17 protein-coding genes and 1 riboswitch are annotated in these 20,330 nt (G+C 39.7%); of the genes, 6 read left to right on the top strand and 11 right to left on the bottom strand.

From position 1 onward, the window contains the following. Nucleotides 1-10 precede the first annotated feature (10 nt). The 3 genes from ACIQXR_RS02560 (at nt 11) to mtnA (ending at nt 3,355) form a co-directional block, all read left to right on the top strand. Nucleotides 11-793 (top strand): carbon-nitrogen family hydrolase, encoded by a 783-nt coding sequence (locus ACIQXR_RS02560; protein WP_402956977.1) that lies wholly within the window; start codon nt 11-13, stop codon nt 791-793. 73 nt (nt 794-866) lie between these two features. Beyond that, nucleotides 867-1,019, top strand: a riboswitch (SAM riboswitch). A gap of 71 nt (nt 1,020-1,090) precedes the next feature. Next, nucleotides 1,091-2,296: an S-methyl-5-thioribose kinase gene (gene mtnK / locus ACIQXR_RS02555; protein WP_403079470.1), complete on the top strand. Its 1,206-nt coding sequence runs from the start codon at nt 1,091-1,093 to the stop codon at nt 2,294-2,296. Nucleotides 2,297-2,308: 12 nt separating this feature from the next. Then, nucleotides 2,309-3,355, top strand: a complete 1,047-nt coding sequence (mtnA, locus tag ACIQXR_RS02550) for an S-methyl-5-thioribose-1-phosphate isomerase (RefSeq protein WP_402868945.1) — start codon at nt 2,309-2,311, stop codon at nt 3,353-3,355. Nucleotides 3,356-3,880: 525 nt separating this feature from the next. Here the strand turns inward: mtnA and ACIQXR_RS02545 are convergent. From ACIQXR_RS02545 to ACIQXR_RS02520, 6 genes are all read right to left on the bottom strand, one after another. Beyond that, nucleotides 3,881-5,338 (bottom strand): lmo1851 family serine protease, encoded by a 1,458-nt coding sequence (locus tag ACIQXR_RS02545; protein WP_483878322.1) that lies wholly within the window; start codon nt 5,336-5,338, stop codon nt 3,881-3,883. Between the two features lie 269 nt (nt 5,339-5,607). Beyond that, nucleotides 5,608-6,312, bottom strand: coding sequence for a purine-nucleoside phosphorylase (deoD, locus tag ACIQXR_RS02540; RefSeq protein WP_402868949.1), 705 nt, complete (start codon nt 6,310-6,312; stop codon nt 5,608-5,610). Between the two features lie 220 nt (nt 6,313-6,532). Next, on the bottom strand, nt 6,533-6,703 hold the full coding sequence (locus ACIQXR_RS02535; RefSeq protein WP_402868951.1) for a YozD family protein: 171 nt from the start codon (nt 6,701-6,703) through the stop codon (nt 6,533-6,535). 170 nt (nt 6,704-6,873) lie between these two features. Further along, nucleotides 6,874-7,581: a hypothetical protein gene (locus tag ACIQXR_RS02530; protein WP_402868953.1), complete on the bottom strand. Its 708-nt coding sequence runs from the start codon at nt 7,579-7,581 to the stop codon at nt 6,874-6,876. A 172-nt stretch (nt 7,582-7,753) separates the two neighbouring features. Next, nucleotides 7,754-9,523 carry an ATP-binding protein gene (locus ACIQXR_RS02525; RefSeq protein WP_402868955.1) on the bottom strand — a complete coding sequence of 590 codons (1,770 nt, stop codon included), beginning with the start codon at nt 9,521-9,523 and terminating at the stop codon, nt 7,754-7,756. Between the two features lie 25 nt (nt 9,524-9,548). Further along, nucleotides 9,549-9,776 (bottom strand): YozE family protein, encoded by a 228-nt coding sequence (locus tag ACIQXR_RS02520; RefSeq protein WP_402868957.1) that lies wholly within the window; start codon nt 9,774-9,776, stop codon nt 9,549-9,551. A 340-nt stretch (nt 9,777-10,116) separates the two neighbouring features. Here ACIQXR_RS02520 and ACIQXR_RS02515 point away from each other — a divergent pair, with 340 nt between their 5' ends. The 3 genes from ACIQXR_RS02515 to ACIQXR_RS02505 all read left to right on the top strand — a co-directional run bounded on the left by ACIQXR_RS02515 (nt 10,117) and on the right by ACIQXR_RS02505 (nt 14,405). Further along, nucleotides 10,117-12,219, top strand: a complete 2,103-nt coding sequence (locus tag ACIQXR_RS02515; protein ID WP_402868958.1) for an MMPL family transporter — start codon at nt 10,117-10,119, stop codon at nt 12,217-12,219. A gap of 141 nt (nt 12,220-12,360) precedes the next feature. After that, nucleotides 12,361-13,035 carry a response regulator transcription factor gene (locus ACIQXR_RS02510; protein ID WP_402868959.1) on the top strand — a complete coding sequence of 225 codons (675 nt, stop codon included), beginning with the start codon at nt 12,361-12,363 and terminating at the stop codon, nt 13,033-13,035. Then, a complete protein-coding gene (locus ACIQXR_RS02505; protein WP_402868961.1) occupies nt 13,032-14,405 on the top strand; it encodes a HAMP domain-containing sensor histidine kinase in 1,374 nt (457 codons plus the stop codon). Before ACIQXR_RS02510 ends, ACIQXR_RS02505 begins: the two co-directional genes overlap by 4 nt. A 438-nt stretch (nt 14,406-14,843) precedes the next feature. On the opposite strand, the gene ACIQXR_RS02500 is transcribed toward ACIQXR_RS02505, so the two are convergent. From ACIQXR_RS02500 to ACIQXR_RS02480, 5 genes are all read right to left on the bottom strand, one after another. Beyond that, entirely contained in the window at nt 14,844-15,122 is a 279-nt protein-coding gene (locus tag ACIQXR_RS02500) for a YokU family protein (protein ID WP_402868964.1), read from the bottom strand. Between the two features lies 1 nt (nt 15,123). Beyond that, nucleotides 15,124-16,542 carry a lysine 2,3-aminomutase gene (kamA, locus tag ACIQXR_RS02495; protein WP_402868966.1) on the bottom strand — a complete coding sequence of 473 codons (1,419 nt, stop codon included), beginning with the start codon at nt 16,540-16,542 and terminating at the stop codon, nt 15,124-15,126. A 121-nt stretch (nt 16,543-16,663) separates the two neighbouring features. Continuing rightward, nucleotides 16,664-18,046: a sigma-54 interaction domain-containing protein gene (locus ACIQXR_RS02490; protein ID WP_402868968.1), complete on the bottom strand. Its 1,383-nt coding sequence runs from the start codon at nt 18,044-18,046 to the stop codon at nt 16,664-16,666. An 85-nt stretch (nt 18,047-18,131) separates the two neighbouring features. Further along, complete coding sequence (gene ablB / locus ACIQXR_RS02485; protein WP_403079421.1) at nt 18,132-18,974, bottom strand: putative beta-lysine N-acetyltransferase; 843 nt, start codon at nt 18,972-18,974, stop codon at nt 18,132-18,134. Nucleotides 18,975-19,029: 55 nt separating this feature from the next. Continuing rightward, nucleotides 19,030-20,319: a peptidase gene (locus ACIQXR_RS02480; RefSeq protein ID WP_402868971.1), complete on the bottom strand. Its 1,290-nt coding sequence runs from the start codon at nt 20,317-20,319 to the stop codon at nt 19,030-19,032. Nucleotides 20,320-20,330: the final 11 nt, after the last annotated feature.

Raw genomic sequence — 20,330 nt, 5'->3', positions numbered from 1 at the left:
GTTTTAAATGATGAAATGGAAAATCGCCTGTTTACAAATGGACATTGCCTTTGGACAGCCAGATATAAATTTTCAGGTGGCAGAACAATGGATTGAAAAAGCTGTACAGTCTAAACCGGACATCGTCATGCTGCCGGAACTATGGACAACCGGCTATGACTTAACGAGATTACATGAAATTGCAGACGAAGAAGCAGAACAAACCATTACCTTTCTAAAAGCCCTTGCAAAAAAACACCGAATTAACATAATCGGTGGCTCGATTGCAAAGAAAACTAAGGAAGGCATCTATAACACAATGCTCATCATCGATAAAGAAGGCAAACTGGTTAAAGAATATGATAAACTCCATCTGTTTCAATTGATGGATGAACACCATTACTTACAACCTGGCAAAAAAGACGGCTTATTCTCCCTCGATGAAAAGATTTGCGCCGGATTCATTTGCTATGATATCCGTTTTCCGGAATGGCAACGGGCCCATACGGTACGAGGTGCGGAGGTTATCTTCGTGACCGCCGAGTGGCCAAAGCCTAGGCTCCATCATTGGAGGGCACTGTTAATCAGCCGGGCAATAGAAAACCAAGCCTTCGTTGTGGCTGTGAATCGTTCCGGTTCTGACCGAAATAATCATTTTGCCGGACATTCCATCATCATCGACCCGTGGGGAGAAATCATTTGTGAGGCTGGTGAAGAAAAAGAACTTCTACTCGGCACCCTTGACTTAGAAAAAGTAGGAGAAGCAAGAAATAAAATACCCGTTTTCGAAGATCGGCGGCCGGAGTTTTATTAATTTACCATTGACAAACTATTTGAAATATTGATATCATTCATTCGAGATTAATTTTCTGAAAATAAATACAATACTCTTATCAAGAGCAGGCTGAGGGATAAAGGCCCTATGAAGCCCAGCAACCGACTGTAATACCATTGTGAAATGGGGCGGGAATTCCGCCGGATTATATCCACAGAGCACGGTGCCAAATCCACCAGAAAGAATTCTTTCTGGGAGATAAGAGGTTCGAAGTGAAGCTTCTGCCTCTTTCTATGGGAAAGGGGCTTTTTCATATTTTTTAATGTACTTGGAGGGATAACAATGACTCAACCATCAAATTTCAAGCTATTGACAAACGAAACGGCAATTGACCTAACGAAGAAACTTGGGTTACTGCATTCAGATGACTCATTACTATGTAATGAAATCGGTGACGGAAATTTAAATTATGTTTTTCACGTTACAAATCCCGTAACAAATAAAGGAGTTATCATCAAACAAGCAGTTCCTTACGCAAAGGTTCTTGGTGAAAGCTGGCCATTGACTTTAAAAAGATCGGCTATCGAAGCGAATGCATTAATTCAATTCAGAAGCTATTGTCCCGAACTTGTCCCACAAGTCTATTATTCTGATGAACAGCTTGCAATCACCGTCATGGAAGATTTATCACACTTGAAAATCGCCCGGACCGGATTAATTGAAGGAGATCATTTCCCTCTATTATCCAAACACATTGGTGAATTTGTTGCAAAGACCGCTTTTTATACGTCTGATTTTCATTTGGAACCGGCAGCGAAAAAAGAGGTTGCCCGGAACTTCACGAATCCAGAACTCTGCAAGATTACTGAGGTTTTCATTTTCACGGATCCTTTTTTGGAGGAACATCCAGGCGAGTTTGAGCTTGAGTTGCTGGAGGCTGCCAAGTCTATATGGAAAGATGCTGATTTAATACTGGAAGTGGCTAAGTTAAAACAAAGCTTCGAATCCGAGCAGGAGGCCCTTCTTCATGGCGATTTACATACGGGAAGTATATTTGCAAGTGATACAGAAACAAAGGTAATTGACCCTGAATTCGCTTTTTATGGTCCTGTTGGATTTGACCTTGGACAATACATGGCGAATCTCCTATTCCAGGCAGTAACACGCGAGGCCACTGGGAAGGAAGAAATCTTTACTCATCTTCAGGAATTTTGGAATACATTTGAAGAAACATATACGAACCTGTGGAATTCTGAAAATAAAAGTCCTTACAGTAAGATCGAAGGTTATCTTCCATATGTACTCAACAAGTTTAAAGGTGATGCATATGGCTTTGCAGGATGTGAACTAATTCGAAGAACCATTGGCCTATCTCATGTTGCTGATTTAAATGGCATTGAGAATAAAAAAACTAGAATTACAGCTAAAACGGCTACCTTGAAAATCGGGGCCCATATAATCAAAAATCGGAAAGAACTGAATATTCCAGCAGTGATAGAAGCCGTAAAGCAATATACATTGCCTTCCTATTCAGCCCTATAAGGAGATATACATATGACAACTACAACGCCACTACCCTATTCCGTCCAATGGAATGATACCCATATTACCTTATTGAATCAACAGGCCTTGCCATCAAAAATAGAATTCATTGAACTTTTTACGGTTAAAGATGTATATGACAGCATCTTGACCTTGAAGGTCCGTGGTGCCCCCGCTATCGGGCTAACTGCAGCATTTGGCGTTGCTCTTGGTGCAATCCAGGAAAATACCACGGATTTATGGCAATTTAAACACAATGTCACGAAACATGTTACTACACTCGCTTCTTCAAGACCAACAGCGGTCAACCTTTTTTGGGCACTGAAAAGAATGGAGAATACTCTACAAGCAGCCAATAGCATCGCTTCAGCCAAAAGCGCTCTTGTTGCTGAAGCAAAAAAGCTATTTTCAGAGGATGTGGAGATGTGCCGAAAAATTGGTGAATACGGATTGTCTTTATTCAACGAGGGTGATTCTATTTTAACCCATTGTAATGCTGGGGGGATAGCCACTGCACGGTACGGAACTGCCCTCGCACCTTTCCACCTGGCCCAGGAAAGAACCTTTCCTATAAAGGTCTATGCCTGTGAAACGAGACCTGTCTTGCAAGGGGCACGACTCACCGCATGGGAACTTATGCAAGCTGGAGTGGACGTTACATTAATCTCGGATAATATGGCAGCCCACACCATTCATCATAAAAAAATCGAAGCCATTATAGTCGGAGCAGACCGTATTGCGGCAAACGGTGATACAGCCAATAAAATTGGTACATTGGGTTTGGCGATATTAGCTAAGCATTACGATATTCCTTTCTATGTAGCAGCACCATCAAGTACATTCGATTTATCTCTCGAGTCGGGTATCTCCATCCCAATCGAAGAAAGGAATGGGGATGAAATCACTTCTATACAAGGAGTCAGGATAGCACCAGAAAATGTGAAGACATTCAATCCTGCTTTTGACGTTACGCCCCATTCTCTTATTACAAGCATCATTACCGAAAATGGCATCATTTCACCTGATTACAGGAGTAATATCCCGCTTTTTGTAAAATGAAATTATTTATAAAGGATTAATCAAGGGGCTGTCCCAAAAGGTGTAATTACACACCGAAATTGAATAAATAGTAAAAGGCAGAAACGTTGATTTAACAACATTTCTGCCTCTTTGTTTTTGCGAAATTCACTGGAATAAGGACTTATTAGACAGCCCCTTCATTCTTTTCACGATTAACCTTGGAAACCCATTCAGTTGCTCCTGTTATATTTATTCTGACGAGGTTCTTTTTGATAGATATAATCGCAGAATTTAGTCAGATTGGCATCTAGCCTTCTTTGATTTTTCTGCCGCTTTTCGGTAGTAATCATTCTTAGCCTTGTATGAAAGTTCATGTTCCTCAAGCAGGGTTTACCGCTCGTTTTCTTCAAATTCTACTTCATCATGGATACCCTTCCATTCCCCACCCATTGGTACTTCTTCCATGGTCACCTTATGGATTACACACACACCTAAGTCAAGCATACGAAAAACGGCCCATCAGCAATAAATGCTTGCTGATAGGCCGCTTGTTTTTATAAAAGATTATTTGATTTTCTTTTTCAATACTTCCACCGCTTTTTTCACTTGAGTATCATTTTTAAGGATTTTATCCCTAATGACTTCCATCAATTTAACGGTTGTATCGTCTTTAATGACACCTGTTTCTTTGATCTTATGATCCTTTTGGAATTCCTTGACCGCTACCTTTGTTTCTTCATCGAAATACTTATCCACTTTTCCTGGATTATACCCGGCTTCTTTCAGCATTTTCTCCGCTGCTTCTACTTCACTCGAGGAATCCGATACTTTCAATCCTTTATCAGGAGAGATATATGGAAGATTGGCATACTCGGGAAGCTTGACTTTTATATCCGGTTCAATCCCTTTTTTATGGATCCAATTGCCTTTCGGAGTCAGCCATTTTTGTGCTGTATACTTAAAGTTGGAACCATCATCAAAGTCTGCGGCTTTTTGCACGGTCCCTTTCCCGAATGATTTTACCCCTACAAGCTGAATACCCGCAGATTCACTAACAGCGGCGGCAACGATTTCAGATGCACTTGCACTTCCATCATCAATTAATACGACCACTGATAGCTTCAACTCACCATTATTCTGGGATTTATAGACTTCTCTTTTTCCTTTTCGATCCTCGACCTGAAGGATGACTTCCCCATTCGGGATAAATAAGTTTGCCATCGCGATCGCTTGGTCAAGCAATCCACCCGGATTTCCACGTAAGTCCAATATTAGGCCTTTCATCTTTTCTTTATCCATGTCTTCAAGTGCCGTATTCAGCTCTTCCACCGTATGCTCAGAAAAACTTGTAACCTGCACTTTGGCAATCCCATCATCAAGCATCTCTGAATAAACCGTTTCAATCGGAATGGTATCACGCTTAATGGACAAAGTAATCGGTTCCTTTTCACCCGCCCTTGAAATGGCAAGCTCCACTTTTGTTCCCTTTTTCCCCCTGATTTTCAAGACAGCTTCCGAAGAACTTAAGCCATCAAGGCTTTTGCCATTGACACTTAGTATAATATCATTAGGCCGGACTCCGGCTTTTTCAGCTGGTGATCCTTTAATGGGGGAAACCACCATGATCTGTCCATCCTTCTCTTGGATTTCAGCACCTATTCCTTCAAAGGAAGAAGAGATGCTCTCATGGAAACTGGAGGCTTCTTTCTTATCCATATAAGAGGAGTAAGGATCATCCAACGATTCTATCATTCCATTTATAGCTCCATCCACGAGCGTGTTCTCATCGATTTCTTCATAATAATTATCTTTGATCGTATCATATGTAGAATATAACTTTTCAAATTCAGGATGATTACTCGGTGCAAGTGACTCTACTTTTTCATCGCCAAAGGTCAACGCGATTGTAGTTATCCCTGCTGTCAAAAATATGAGTAAGAAAATCCCCATAATAAACGTAAACTTTTTTATTTTCACAATTTTGCCTTCATCTTTGGGCTGTTGTTGATTTTCTTCTTCCACTGAAGCCTCACCACTTTCATTCTTCATGACAATATTAACTAATACATCCTATTTTATCAGCTTTCTAGCAAATCGGAAAACTTTAGTTATCAAATTTTTTGAATGATATGTAAGTGCCTACCATCTTGCTCCAATCCAGCTTTCTTATAGAGACCAATTCTTTATCCACATTCTATTTACGTGCAAAAATACGGACTCCGTGGAATAGAAGAGACTAAATATCTTAGTTTCTTCTATTCCTGGCTACCCGTAAATGATAACGTTTATAGTCAGTCTTGAATCGCTGCCTCTAAAGAAACCTCAATCATCTCATTGAATGTTGTTTGGCGCTCTTCGGAGGTTGTTTCCTCACCTGTTAAAAGATGGTCGGAAATCGTTAAAACGGATAATGCTTTACGACCAAACTTAGCAGCAAGTGTATATAATGCAGCCGATTCCATTTCTATAGCAAGGATTTGGTACTTGGCCCACTTTTCCAATTCACTATTATCATTATAGAATTGATCTGCGGTAAATACGTTTCCGACTTTCAATTGCAACCCTTTGTCCACCCCTGCATCATAAGCTTTTTTCAACAAATCAAAATCAGCAGTAGGAGCAAAATCAACGCCACCGAATGTCATGCGGTTCATTTGTGAATCTGTAGAGGCACTCATAGCCAGGATTACATCTCTGACCTTCACATCTTTTTGAATGGCACCAGCTGTCCCAACCCGGATAAGTTTTTGGACATTATAGCTATTCATCAATTCATTTACATAAATCGAAATCGAAGGGACACCCATTCCTGTACCTTGAACGGAAATGCGTTTTCCTTTATAAGTTCCTGTATACCCAAACATATTACGAACTTCATTGTATAATTTAGCATCCTCTAAAAACGTCTCAGCAATATATTTTGCACGTAACGGATCCCCAGGAAGCAAAACCGTTTCCGCAATTTCATTTTCTTTAGCACCAATATGTACGCTCATTCTTAAAATTCCCTCCTTGAAGTGGTTGAAATGACATTCCCAATTACTATAACATACCAACCCCCTATTAGGAAAATAGAACTTCTTTATCTACTGCAGGAAGTAGGATATAACACTCTTTAAGTGATCGGTGGAACGCAGCAAAACGGCGGAAACCCGCCGTCTTTTTGGTTGATTTTAAGGAGTAATGGCAAGAAAACTGCCATTGATTGATGATACATCATTCATCGACTTCCTCATCAATAATGCATTTTTCAAGAAGGTATTCGAATGTGATGTCAGCAAGATCTTCAACTTCAGATTCTTTTGGAAGATAGCCCCGCTTTAATAATTCTTGGTAAAAGAATTCCGCTATCTCTTCAGTATCAATAAAAACCTCAATTTCTCGCAAATCATCGCCCCCTTAATTAAAGATGTATGAATGTATAGGTATAAATATGCCAGTAGGGCATTTTCTCTCAAAACTTACGCATATCCTACACTTTATTCGTTGATTCAATTTCTTAGAGATGAGTCTTCATCGGCTCGTGCTAAAGTGTATACATCCCTTTTCGAGACCTTTTATTTCGTATGCTCTTTTTTGTGACCTGGGTAAATTTCTTCCGCCGCCTTCTCAATTTTAGCAAGAGCTATTTTCATGATATGTTGATATTCATCATCGCCAAATTGATGAAAAAGCTTACAATAATCATTATATAAATCCAACAGTCCATCAATCATTTCCATTTTTTCATTTTTTGTCATAGTCATATCTCGCTCACCTTTACCAGGGTTGTTTTGTTTAGCAATGATAGTAAGCTCGTTATTCTTATTAGAAAGGAGCAGCCCTAATTTTTGAATGATTGCATCTGCACGTTTGGCATCGGCTACTAAAGTCAATTCTTCTTCATGCGCTTCCAGCCATTCCCCATCGGAGATACGTGATAATTCATATATCACATCTTCCCAGGCATTCTCTTTATAGCGCCAAATCTCCGTTCGATAGCCAATTATCTTAAAATAATCATATTCATATCCATCGACCTGGACTAAATCACCGATAATATATTTATATTCGATATCGATTTGTTCCTGTTGATAAAGGATTTCTCCTTCGTATTCAGTTATAGACTGTAATGTCTTTTCAATATATAGGCCTTCGCTGTAATTTACTTCATACACATAAGAACCATCGAGATATTTTATATCGGTTATATTCCCGACTGTCCCATACATTATAATTACGACTGTATCGCCTAATTTGAATTTTGGCTGATTTTTCTTGCCCATAAGAGACATCCCCCAATATGGTCCTTATCGTTTGATAGTAAATTATATGCATGAACAAACAAGGTGGTTAATGGAAAAGAGGGGGCATTTGACTCATTTAGATAGGTTATGTAAGAAACTTTTATTATGGTAACCTATCAAAAAAATAGGGCAAGACAGGAAAACCGCCTCTTTAAATGAGACGGTTTGTTGTCGGAATCGTCAAGATCACTTCTGTACCTTGTCCATATTTACTTTCGATTTGAAATTTCCCTTTGAGTTCATCCATGATTTGGATGCAAGTTGCCACTCCCAAACCATTTCCTTTTAACTTTGTCGTATAAAAGGGCATCCCGATATTTTTTAAATTCTCAGGTTTAATCCCTTTTCCATCGTCTCGGATCTTCAATTGTACATAATGAGGTGAAGTATCGACGGTCATTTCAATCTGCCCTTTTGACTCAAACGATTCGCAGGAATTATTCAGGACATTAAGGATAACCTGACGCAACCGATTTTTATCGGAATAGGTATGTACGGGTTCTGTCAATGTATTAACGAGTGTGACATCTTTATATAGAGTAGAAGCCGAATAGACAACAACCAGTTCATCAAGGAATTCCTTCAGATCCAAATTCTCCATTTCAAGCTGGTGTGGTTTAGCTAAATCAAGGAGTTGTGTAACAAAAACGTTCACTCGATCTACTTCCCCAAGCATGACATCACTGTACTTTTCAATTAACTCTTTTTCATAATCCTGCTTCTTCAACAGTTGGAGAAAACCCCTGATGGTCGTCAATGGGTTCCTGATTTCATGCGCTACCCCTGCGGCCAGTTGTCCGACATATTTTAACTTTTCGGTACGGACGATCTCTCTTTCCCTATCCTTAATCGTATCCATCATCCTTAGAAACGCATGATTCAACTTCTCCATTTCTACAAAACTTCTTTTATCAGAGACCACGAACTCTTTTCCCTGGATAAAATCTTCCGTCACTTCCACTAGATTATGTACTGGTTTCACCAGAGATTTCGTAAGTAAATAGACGCCTAGAATGATGGACATAAATACAATGGTGTATATAGAAAGATAGCGGGATAAAAGATCATTTAACGGCTGATATACTTGTTTTTTGTCAGCTCCCACTACCACAAACCATTTATTTTCCGTTTGAGCTATCGGTTGAACGTATTGAATGGAATATATCTTTTCTCCATTTTCTGCACTATATAAATTATTGGAATTAGCGGATTCCAATAACTTTTCTTTTGTAAGGCCCATATCTTCCAATGTCGTATTAGAACTCTCATGAATGCCATTCGGGTCTTTTTTTGAAATCATAATGCCATCCTGATTGATCATATAAAAATTCACAGGGTACTTTTCACTAATGTCATTGGCCTTTTTCTCCATCATATCCCAAAGGCCTGATATCCGAAAGGCCGGGGACACAACACCGACCATTTTCCCTTTATTATCATTTACCGGTGCACTTAAGGCTATAATAGGTTCAGCAAATGCTTTCGTTTTATATACATCCGATAGGAATTCATGCCCCTTTAGCCCTTCTTGAAACCATATTCTATTAGCTAAGCTTGTTCCGACCATTTTATTTGAGGTATCAGCCATGACCGTACCTTCCAAATCTAAATATACGGCACCAAAGTATTCACCTTTTGCTTCTGTGAATCTTTTCAATTCATCGGTCTTCTCCTCTTTAGAAGAATCAGGATTGATCAATACCGTATTCGTACTCATTAAGTTAACATCACTAATCCGTTCATTTAAATAACTGTACATTTCATTTACCATATTAAGTGAACCTGAATTCAATGTACTCTTCGCTTCTTTAGCTAGCAAGGAGCGTTGTGATTCATAAGAAATGATTCCCAATATCAAAACAGGTAAGCTCGATATAATTAAAGAATAAAACAAAATTCGGGCTTGAAGGCTTCTAAACATCCTTCGGCTCCCCCTATTCCTGTATCTATAGCAGTCCTTCTTCTATTTGGACATATTGATCCCATAATCGATCGAATATAGTCATACTATCTAAATAGTCTCCATTTAACTCCAAGTAACTGCTCACTTCATGATAATCATCCGATTGCTTTGGAAAACTGTGATCTTCGTATGCATGGTTTGCGAATTTTGTAAATTCATCAATTTCCTTCGGCTGTCGATATTTCATTAAAAATAAGTAAAACGGTCTCATGTCGAGCCCCCTTATCAAAATACTATGATTTAAATCTTAATATATCGGAAACTAACGCTTACGTCTACACCTATACAAGTCTTGATTGTTAATTACCCTTTCAACTATAAATTCCATCTAGATGCTTTACCACGAATTTTGTGTATATAGAGTAAATCTTCAGGCGCTGATAAATGTTTTATTATCCAGCTGGTTACCCCTCCAATTTTTCATAATTTAACTAAAAGTTCATTTTCAGTTCATTTAGTTACATTACAATGAAATAGAAAGTGATGACGAGCTTAAATGTGATGTCCGCATTTCACATTGCAGCTCTAAACTATAAGGGGGAAATAATTAAATGAATTCTTTTTTACGCCCAATAACTGATTGGGTTTCAACTAAGAAAGGTATGTGGATTACAATTGTCACATGGCTGGTCTTAATGATTGGGTTAAGTGCCGGTCCGGCAGTAAGTGATTACAAAGTGACAAACTTTCAATCCTTACCCGACGATGCACAATCCATTATTGCAAATGAAAAATTAGAAAAATACTTCCCTAATGATCAAGGGACGCCTGGTATTCTTACCTTTCATAACGAAAATGGTAAGGTGAACTTAGAAGAAGTTACAAGCATTATGAATAAAATCATCGGTGCTAAAATTGAGGGTGTCGATGAAATCGTCAATATCTCTCAATTACCGCCAGAAGCAATCGAAGGGTTCAAGTCAGATGACCAGTCTACGATCATCATTCCAATGACTTTAGACCCTGGTCTTGATAGCCGCCAAATTGGCGAAACCGTAGATGCTATGGCTGAGGTTGGAAATGGCGTTACAGAGGGTATGTCTGAAACTTCCTTCCGTATTACTGGTCCTGCAGGAATTGCTGGAGATACGCTTAAGTTGTTCGAACAAGCAGATTTCGTGTTACTATTTACCACAATAGTGATTATTTTAATCCTGCTCATCGTTATTTACCGTTCTCCATTATTGGCTTTTATCCCACTATTAGCAACAGTAATCGTATACCAAGTAGTGAATCAAACACTCGGATTAATGGGTGCTGGTGGACTTGAAATCAACAATTCAACTACATCGATAATGAGTATTTTGCTGTTCGCGGCCGTGATTGACTATTCATTATTCATATTCTCTCGCTTCCGAGAAGAACTGAACCACCATGAGACCAAATATGAGGCAATGAAACATGCGATGCGTGCTACAGGATTGCCAGTATTCTTAGCAGGCGGAACAGTACTCGCCGCAATGCTAGTATTATTCTTTGCAAACTTCCGTGATTATCAAAACTTTGCGCCAATTTTTGGAACGACAATGTTTGTCATCATGTTAGCATCCATTACACTTGTCCCAGCGCTGTTCACCCTATTCGGGCGTAAAGCCTTCTGGCCGAAAGTACCGAAGTTTGGTGAAACGAAAGAAGTGAAACATCGCTTCTGGGGACCCGTTGCAAAATTCGTTGTAAATAAACCAGGCCTTTCTGGCGGGATTATCGCCATTTTAATGGTTGTGTCAGCGTTAAATGTATTTAACCTTGATTTTGAATTTGATACAGTGAAATCTTTCCCAAAAGATTTACCTTCACGTGAGGGCTACGAAATCGTCGAAGCGAAATACGACAAAGGTGAATTGGCTCCAACATCCATTTTATTCGAAGGAAAAGAAACGTTATCAGAAAAACAGATCGAAGCATTACGGACAACGCTCGAATCTGAAAAAGATGTTACATCAGTTCGACTAACAAATGTATCTGACGACGCGAAAGTAGTAAAATATAGTATGACGCTTGACCTTAACCCTTATTCTGTCGAAGCAATCGATATGATGAAGGAGTTAATTGAAAACGATGATGAAATCCTAAGTAAAGCAGATATATCCGGTGAAGTGTATTTTGGTGGAATTACTCCTAAACTTGTTGACGAGCGTGATGTCAATAATCGTGATATTTGGGTGATCGTCCTACTAGAAACATTATTAATTTTAATCCTCCTATTCGTGTTAACGAAGTCAGTAAAAATGTCGGTTTATATGATGGCCACCATTTTACTTTCATTCTTGGCGGCATTAGGATTAGGTCTGTTCCTCATTGATGTTCTGTTCGGTTATGAAGCAGTAAGTACACGTGTACCTGTTTATGCGTTTATCTTCTTAGTCGCTCTCGGGATAGACTATAACATTATTTTAATATCCCGTTTCTTAGAAGAACGCAAAACAAAAAAAGTGAAACAGGCTTTGGAAATCGCTATTCGGAATACAGGTGGGGTCATTTCATCTGCTGGTTTAATTTTGGCAGCCACCTTTGCGGCATTGACTACGATGCCAATAGCCGATTTATTCGTCTTTGGATTCATCGTTGCCATCGGTATTTTAATGGATACATTCTTAGTGCGTGGAATGCTATTGCCCGCATTAATATTATTCTTTGAGAAAGATAAGAAATAAAAGAAAAAACAAATATACAAGCCATACGCAGAGACTTCCACATGTCTCTGCGTTCTTACCTGTTTACATGCATGTAAGTATAGATTTCATGAAAGCGAACCCATGTACATATAAAGCAAAAAATGGTTTGAGGTGATTGTATTGAAAATAATGGTTTGTGATGACGACAAACATATATTACAGCTGGTAAGTATTCATTTAATGCGGGAAGGATATGATGTCATAAAAGCTAATGATGCGAAAGAGGCGCTTTACTTATTAGAAGAAGTAGTTCCTGACTTAGCCGTAGTTGATGTGATGATGCCCGGGATGGATGGCATTGAGTTGACAAAAATACTCAACCAAGATTATAAAATTCCTGTTCTACTGTTAACGGCAAAAGATCAATTAGAAGATAAAACGAGAGGGTTTCTAGCAGGTTCCGAAGATTATGTAGTAAAGCCCTTTGAACCTAAAGAGTTACTATTTCGGATTGCCGTCATCCTTAGAAGATTTGATAAGGACAGCCAAAATATCATTCGGATCGGTAATGTGACGATTAATCGTAAAATTTTTGAAGTGTCAACCGAATCAGAAACACTGATCATGCCCTTAAAGGAATTTGAATTGCTATCATTACTTGCAAATCGGCCCAATTATGTCATCGAGCGATTTACCATCATGGAACAAATATGGGGACATGATTATGAAGGTGACGGCCTGACCCTTAATACACATATCAAACGCCTGAGAAACCGATTGGATCGTCTAGGGGCTAATATCGAAATAAACACAATCCGTGGTTTAGGATATAAATTAGAGGTTCAACATTCATGAAAACCTTGTATCAACAGTTCATTATCACTACGTTAAGCCTTATGCTATTCAGTACAATTGTCGGCTTTTTTTTAACAAACACGTATTACCATCTGGTTACTAAGGAACAAAATGATGAAAAGAATGTCGCCATAGCACAAAATATTACACGATATATCGAGAGTACGCCTGATTTGGATTTAGAACATTATTTATCGACACTTGGCGATATAGGGTATCAATTTTATGTTGTCGGGGAATCTGGTTATTCTCAGTTCTTTGGAGGGGCATTTAAAACGTCAGAATTACCCCCTTCCGCCAAAGAAACGGTATTTAAAGGAAATATCTTTCATGGTATGGAGAACTATCCAAATCAGTCATTCATGACAGGTTTTTTTACGAATAAAATTATCAATACTGTCGGTGTCCCCTTTATATATAATGGCGAACAGTATGGGGTCTTCCTTCGGCCCAATATTGGCTTATTATTTTCTGAAGTGCATACAATATTGGCTTGTTTGATCATATCCATGGCGATAATCAGCCTGATTGGAATGCTATTTGTTGCGAAACAATTAATACGACCCATTACACAATTAACGGAAGCCACTAAACAAATATCAAAAGAAAATTATGACCTTCTACTGAAGGTTAAACGACGCGATGAAATTGGACAGCTTGCATCAAGTTTCAATCAAATGACGAAGCAATTACAGGAAACAGATCGATCAAGAAAAGAATTCATAAGCAATGTTTCTCATGATTTCCAATCGCCGCTATTAAATATCCAAGGATATTCTGAACTATTGAAGTCACCCAGCATTACAGAAGAAGATCGCCTAACATACACATCGATTATCGAGACAGAGACTAAGCGATTATCTCTCTTAACTAAGCAATTACTACTGCTAACCTTTTTAGATCAGCCTACACGTGCATTAAAACGCTCCTCATTTGCATTGGATGAACAACTTAAGACGCTGATTCAAAAATATTTGTGGCTCATTGAAGATTCGGGCATCGAACTATATTATAAAATTGCACCAATCCGTTTCAATGGTGATGAAGGTCTATTGGAAACTGTCTGGGATAATTTACTTACAAATGCTTTAAAGTACAATAAACCGAACGGTTCCATTAAAATTATCGTTGAAGAAACAAACGATGATGTTTTCATTCAATTTCGAGATACCGGTATGGGGATTAAAGAAGAAGAACTTTCTCATTTGTTCGAACGTTTTTACCGAGCGGACGCTTCTAGGACAAAAGAAGGCACTGGTCTGGGACTGGCAATTGTCAAAGAGGTAGTGGATTTCCATCGTGGCAGCATACGTGTTTCAAGTCAATTCGGAAAAGGAACATGTTTTTTCATCACTTTGCCTAAACTATAAATAGGCTAACTACGCACCTAGATCAACATATACCTAAAGCCACCAGGATTAAGATATGGTGGCTTTAACTATAATAATCCATCCTTTTGAACATTCGTACACCCTCCCTTCCGCGTTACTCAACCAACTAAAAACGAACATGGAAAAGTTTTTCTAAACTTATAAAATAAGGAAAGTAGCTTATTCTAGTCTAAGCCTATTAATTATTACATGGAACTTGCTGCAGAAGAGATCGTCGGACATTAGTGTGAAAGAGTTATAGTGGACAATATTAGGGGCTTTTTCTGCAGAAAACCTCAGCTATCCTTGCACTTATAATCAGTCCGTTTAGCCGATTTTATCTAGGTTCAATTCAAAAAAACATCTATCCAATCCCGAGGATCAGATAAATGTTTTATCAAAAATCATAGTTTGTATTTTTTATAGAATTCGCTCCTCCTAAGAAAAGTCAAAATAATTCCGTTTCAGCATTCGCTTCATCTTTAATAGTTCCTCATACGTAGTCTGCTTATCTAGCTGTTTCGTATCAATTAAAAACAGCTGGTCTTCAATTTCTTTCACGATTTCATCACGTTGAAATAGGGCGTTACAATTTTCACAATAGGATGATGGCGTTTCGGTAATCTCAACAGCCCTCGTTCCATCCGGTAATTCCCAATAAACTGTACCTTTTATGGAAGAGAGTTTTCCTGTTTCACACCACGGACATACTTCCATTTTACTCCCCTTCTTCCTTTTCACTTTGTGGAGCTATATTTTTTATCTGCTGTGCCTGAAATTTTTTTTCTTTTAGCTGGTCACGTTTTTCGCGTTGGTTTTTTAAAGAGGCATGTTCTGGGTTGGTATGGTACTTTTCACGACGGTTCATCCGTTTCAGGCCTTCAGGTACTAAATTAAATTGTTTGTCGTTCATAAGACCCGCTATCCCTGAATCTGACTGTTTTGCTTCAACATCGGGATAAATCCCCTTGAAATAATCATCGGCAAGTCCCGGTGTGTACTGCTCCGGTTCCGGATAGGTCGTGATTACACCTTCGAAATTCCGTAGGACTGTCTTCGTCGGGGATTGAGACAGGATGTAATTTGGCTGTAAAGTGATTTTCCCTCCGCCTCCAGGTGCATCAACAACGAATGTAGGTACTGCATAACCGGATGTATGACCCCGTAAGCCTTCGATGATCTCGATTCCTTTAGATATCGGAGCCCGGAAATGACCAATTCCTTCTGACAAATCGCATTGATAAATATAGTAAGGGCGTACACGGATCTTGACAAGGTCATGCATTAGCTTCTTCATGATAGGGACACTATCGTTAATGCCCGCTAAGATTACAGCTTGGTTTCCGACTGGCACACCCGCATCCGCGAGCATCTCACACGCTTTCTTCGACTCTTCCGTAATTTCTATCGACGTATTGAAATGCGTATTTAACCAAACCGGGTGATATTTTTTTAGAATATTACACAGGTTTTCAGTGATACGCTGAGGAAAAACCACTGGAGCCCGTGTACCGATTCTAATTATTTCAACATGGGGAATGTCTCGCACATTCTTCAAGATATATTCGAGGATGGTATCGTTGATCAATAATCCATCACCACCGGAAATTAGCACATCCCTGACCGCTGGTGTATCCCGAATATAGCCGATTGCTGCATCTAATTGTTTCTTTGGAACGCCCATGCCAATTTGACCTGAAAAACGCCTTCTCGTACAATATCGGCAATACATCGAGCACTGGTTCGTCACCAGGAAAAGCACACGGTCGGGATACCGGTGAGTCAATCCCGGTACGGGTGAATCCTCATCTTCATGTAGTGGATCCTCCATATCATACTTAGTTTTATGCATTTCTTCCGATATGGGCACGGATTGCATCCTTATTGGACACCTAGGGTCCTCTTTATTCATAAGTGACGCATAATAGGGGGTAATGTTTAAGGGAATCGTTTTGGTGGAGATTCGCACCCCTTCCTCTTCGTCTGGAGTAAGGTCGATTACTTTCTTCAAATCATCCACAGTTCTTATTGTATTTGTCAATTGCCACAACCAATTGTTCCATTGTTCATCAGTTACATCTTTCCATAACTCTATATCTTTCCAATGACGATCTGGTTTATATAAATCAAATAACATAGCCATACCTCCTAAGTCTTGTTAGTAGTATTTAATGCAAGAAGGGTGCCAAAATTGCCCAAAAACTAAATATGAACGCTAAAAAATCCGGTTATATACGATATACCGGATTTTTTAGCGTTCAAGTATGTTTCTTGATTTTATATTGGAGGGTCTGCCTCGGGATGTCCAATAGCTTTGAAGCTTGAAAGACATTTCCTTCGGTTTGCAAAAGTGCCTCTGATATAAGTTTTGTTTCCATTTCCTTCATGGCTTCCCGCAGCGGCAATACCTTCTCTTTAGGAACTGTACTCTTTTTTAAAAATGGGGGCAAGTCACCCGCTGTCAAGACTTCACTTTCGGCATGTATCATCATGAACTCAATCGTATGCTTGAGTTCCCTTACGTTACCTGGCCAATGATAGGCATGTAGGATTCCCTTGGTCTCTTCATCGATTCCTTTTACGGAGCGATTCATCTTCTCGTTAAAGTTTATAATAAAATGCTCCGTAAGCAATAAAATATCCTCTGGACGATCTCTTAGCGGCGGTAGCTCATAGCTCAAAACATGTAAGCGATAAAATAAATCCTCACGGAGCTTTTTCTCCGTGACAGCCGTCTTCGGGTTTACATTCATCGCAGTCATGATCCTGACATCTACCTGAATGCTTTTTGCCGCCCCTATCCTCCTAACGGCCCCATCCTCAAGTACACGAAGCAGCTTCGCCTGTAAATCAATGGGCATCGATTGCAGTTCATCAAGAAATAGAGTCCCTCCATTCGCCAGCTCAAATAATCCCTGGCGTTCGACAGCTCCCGTGTAACTACCTTTCGAAGTCCCAAATAAAAGCGAGTCCAATAAATTTTCAGGTAGTGCCGCACAATTTTGTGCAATGAAGGGCTTTTTTCGCCTATTGGAGTTGTGATGTATACTTTGGATGAAAAGTTCCTTTCCGACACCACTTTCACCATAAACTAAAACCGAAGACGATGACCGGGCAGCCTTTTTCCCTTGTGCAATCAACTTTTCAAATGGTGGATCTTGGGTTAGAATATCAGCAAAAGTGTATAACGTACCATTCGTGGCTACTTTTTTTTCTTTTCTTGTCGTCGTTTTAAGAGAGCTTTCCAAGTCTGCTAAGCGTTCCGATAATTGTTTCAGGCTAGAATAATCTTTCGCAATTTCGATTGCCCCCATTATGAAACCGTCTACATATATAGGCAGGGTTGTATTGAAGGTCTCAATGATTCGACCATGTGCATTTACATAAGATTGTCTATGATGGTAGATGGGCTTTTCGGATTGGATGACACGCAGCAAGGTCGAAGATTTATGATTTAAGGACGGAAACGCTTCAAGCAGTGGTTTTCCAAGCACTTCCTCTACCTTCATTCCATCATGGTTGGCCGCCACTTCATTATAAAAGATCGTTTGACCTTTTGGATCGATTACATGAATTCCCTCATCAATGCTTGCCAGAATCGCTTCTAAGACCTGATTTGTATTAAAACATTCACTGATCAATGTCTTCCCCCTCTCTCACATTCCTTCCATCATATATATGAAGTAGTGCCGAAAACTTGTCATATGCATGCCCGAAAATGGGCATTCATGTATAGTTCTTCACCCATAAGTTCATATCCTCCAATTTATCGAAAATGAAGCAGTTATTGGCTAATCTACCCCTGTAATAATAGCCTTGCTGATGCAATGCTGCATTCATTCCGAATGATAGCGCCCTTGCGATAGAATAGATACAATAAATGTCATGTGAGACGAGGTGACTTTCAAGCTTCTCAATCAAGTGCTTCATTAATCCATACTGCCGATGACCCGGCAGTGTTGCACAATCCGTTATTTCCGCATTACGGTAGAAGTCATTTATTTCAGCGGATGCCGCACTGACGATTACTCCATCATGTTCGTACATGTAAAAGACCGTCCCGCTTTTCATGCATTTCCTCACATATTCTGGTTCATTCATTGGGGTTGGGTAAATTTCAAATACTTTTCCGTACAATTCAGCAAGCTTCACGGCATCTATTTCCTCCGCCTTCCTTCCTATATAGGTTGATGGGGGGGCCTCTAGCTCTACTTTTGTTGGAAGTTTCTGTACATTTTCTAGAATTTCATCCTCCTTGATCCAATGAGAACTGGCCCTTCGCTGATCTTGGGTATATTTAACAAGGAAGTGGCAATCACTTCCTAAAAAGAACTTATCGATACTTCCCTCATATAAAAAACCTTTGCTCAGCAGATCCAGTACATTTTCCGTTCGTGCCTTAAATATGATTTTCTCCGCTGATATATTATCAGCTGCTTTCAAAGATTCTTCGACGCAATCTTGAAAATGGCCCAAATAGTCTTCGACCCGTACGCGCTTATTAAAACGATCCATCGTTATATGTAGTGTAGAACGGGACAATTGAATTCTTTTTTCAACAATATCCATTCGGCTCTCTCCTTCCTTCTCTATCTAATAGTGTAACAGAAGGCCTGACCCTATTTTAGGAATCAGACCCGGTACCCCTTATATGTCCCTCCACTCCACACCATTCCAAAATTGTTCGTGCAATGATTTCGGCCGATTCCAACATTTTATCCACTTCTATATATTCATTGGCATCATGGGCCAATTTTGTTTCGCCTGGTCCGAAAACCACTACCGGTATGGAACCGACCGAAGATAAATACCCTCCATCCGTTCCCCAAGGGGAAGCTTCCACAGTCGGCTGTTCTCCCATGACTTTTTCATAGTGGGTGGACAATGCCTGAATCAACGGATGATCCAATTCCAGGATTCCCGGTATCCATCTAGCTCCGAACCATTCCAATTCAATTGGTTTTTCCTTGAACCAATTATCCTTACGATTCAAATCGTCAATCTTGTTTTTCAAGGAGAGTTGTGCCGCTTCCATGGTTTCCTTCGGGGCAACTCCAAATCTACCTTCTAGAATCGCTGTATCAGGCACAGAAGAAGGCCAATTCCCACTTTGGATGCTCCCGATATTAATGGGAATGGGGATGGGGATATTATGATAAAGTGGATGATCCATCTTTTGGTTACGTTCCTTTTCAAGGTTCTTGATTTCCTCGATTACAAGATAAGCTTTATCTATCGCGCTTTGTCCTTCATACCGGGTTCCCCCGTGTGCTGATTTGCCTTTTATTTTCAGTCGAAACCACATCGATCCTTGTTGAAGGGGGAAAAATTTCATGTTCGTTGGTTCTGGAATGATCGCTCCATCAGCTTTATATCCTCTCAATACAGCTGCGAGTGAACCCGCCCCACCGCTTTCCTCTTCGATTACACTCTGAAATATCACGTCGCCCTTCAACCTTATGCCTGTTTCAACGATGGATTCGAGCGCTAATAATAATGAAACATTCCCGCCTTTCATATCCGTCGTCCCCCGCCCATACACTTTCCCATTCTCTATTTTTCCACTGAATGGATCATCCTTCCATGCTGTTCTATCACCTTCAGGAACGACATCGATATGACCGTTCAATATAAGCGACCTGCCGCCGCCACTTCCCTTCCTAACCGCGACAAGGTTGGGATTCCCTTTAAAATCTTTTCGGTCACAATAAAAATGAGGATGATTTCTTAGTGCACCATCCCCAATCTCCCATAGGTCGATGTCAAGACCGATCTGCCGGCACTTTTCGACGACGATGGCTTGTGCACTCCCTTCCTGCCCGCGTTTGCTGGGTTCCTGCACTAATTTTTGAAGTAATTTAATGCCATCATTTCGATGCTCTTTCAACCATGCACTGATTTGCTCTTCATACATGCCCTCATACT

The sequence above is a fragment of the Peribacillus sp. NPDC097224 genome (genome assembly GCF_044761985.1).
In the GTDB taxonomy this organism is placed as follows: Bacteria; Bacillota; Bacilli; order Bacillales; family DSM-1321; genus Peribacillus.
Note: the sequence above shows the minus strand (reverse complement) of the source record. Positions and strands in the feature narration are given on the sequence as shown.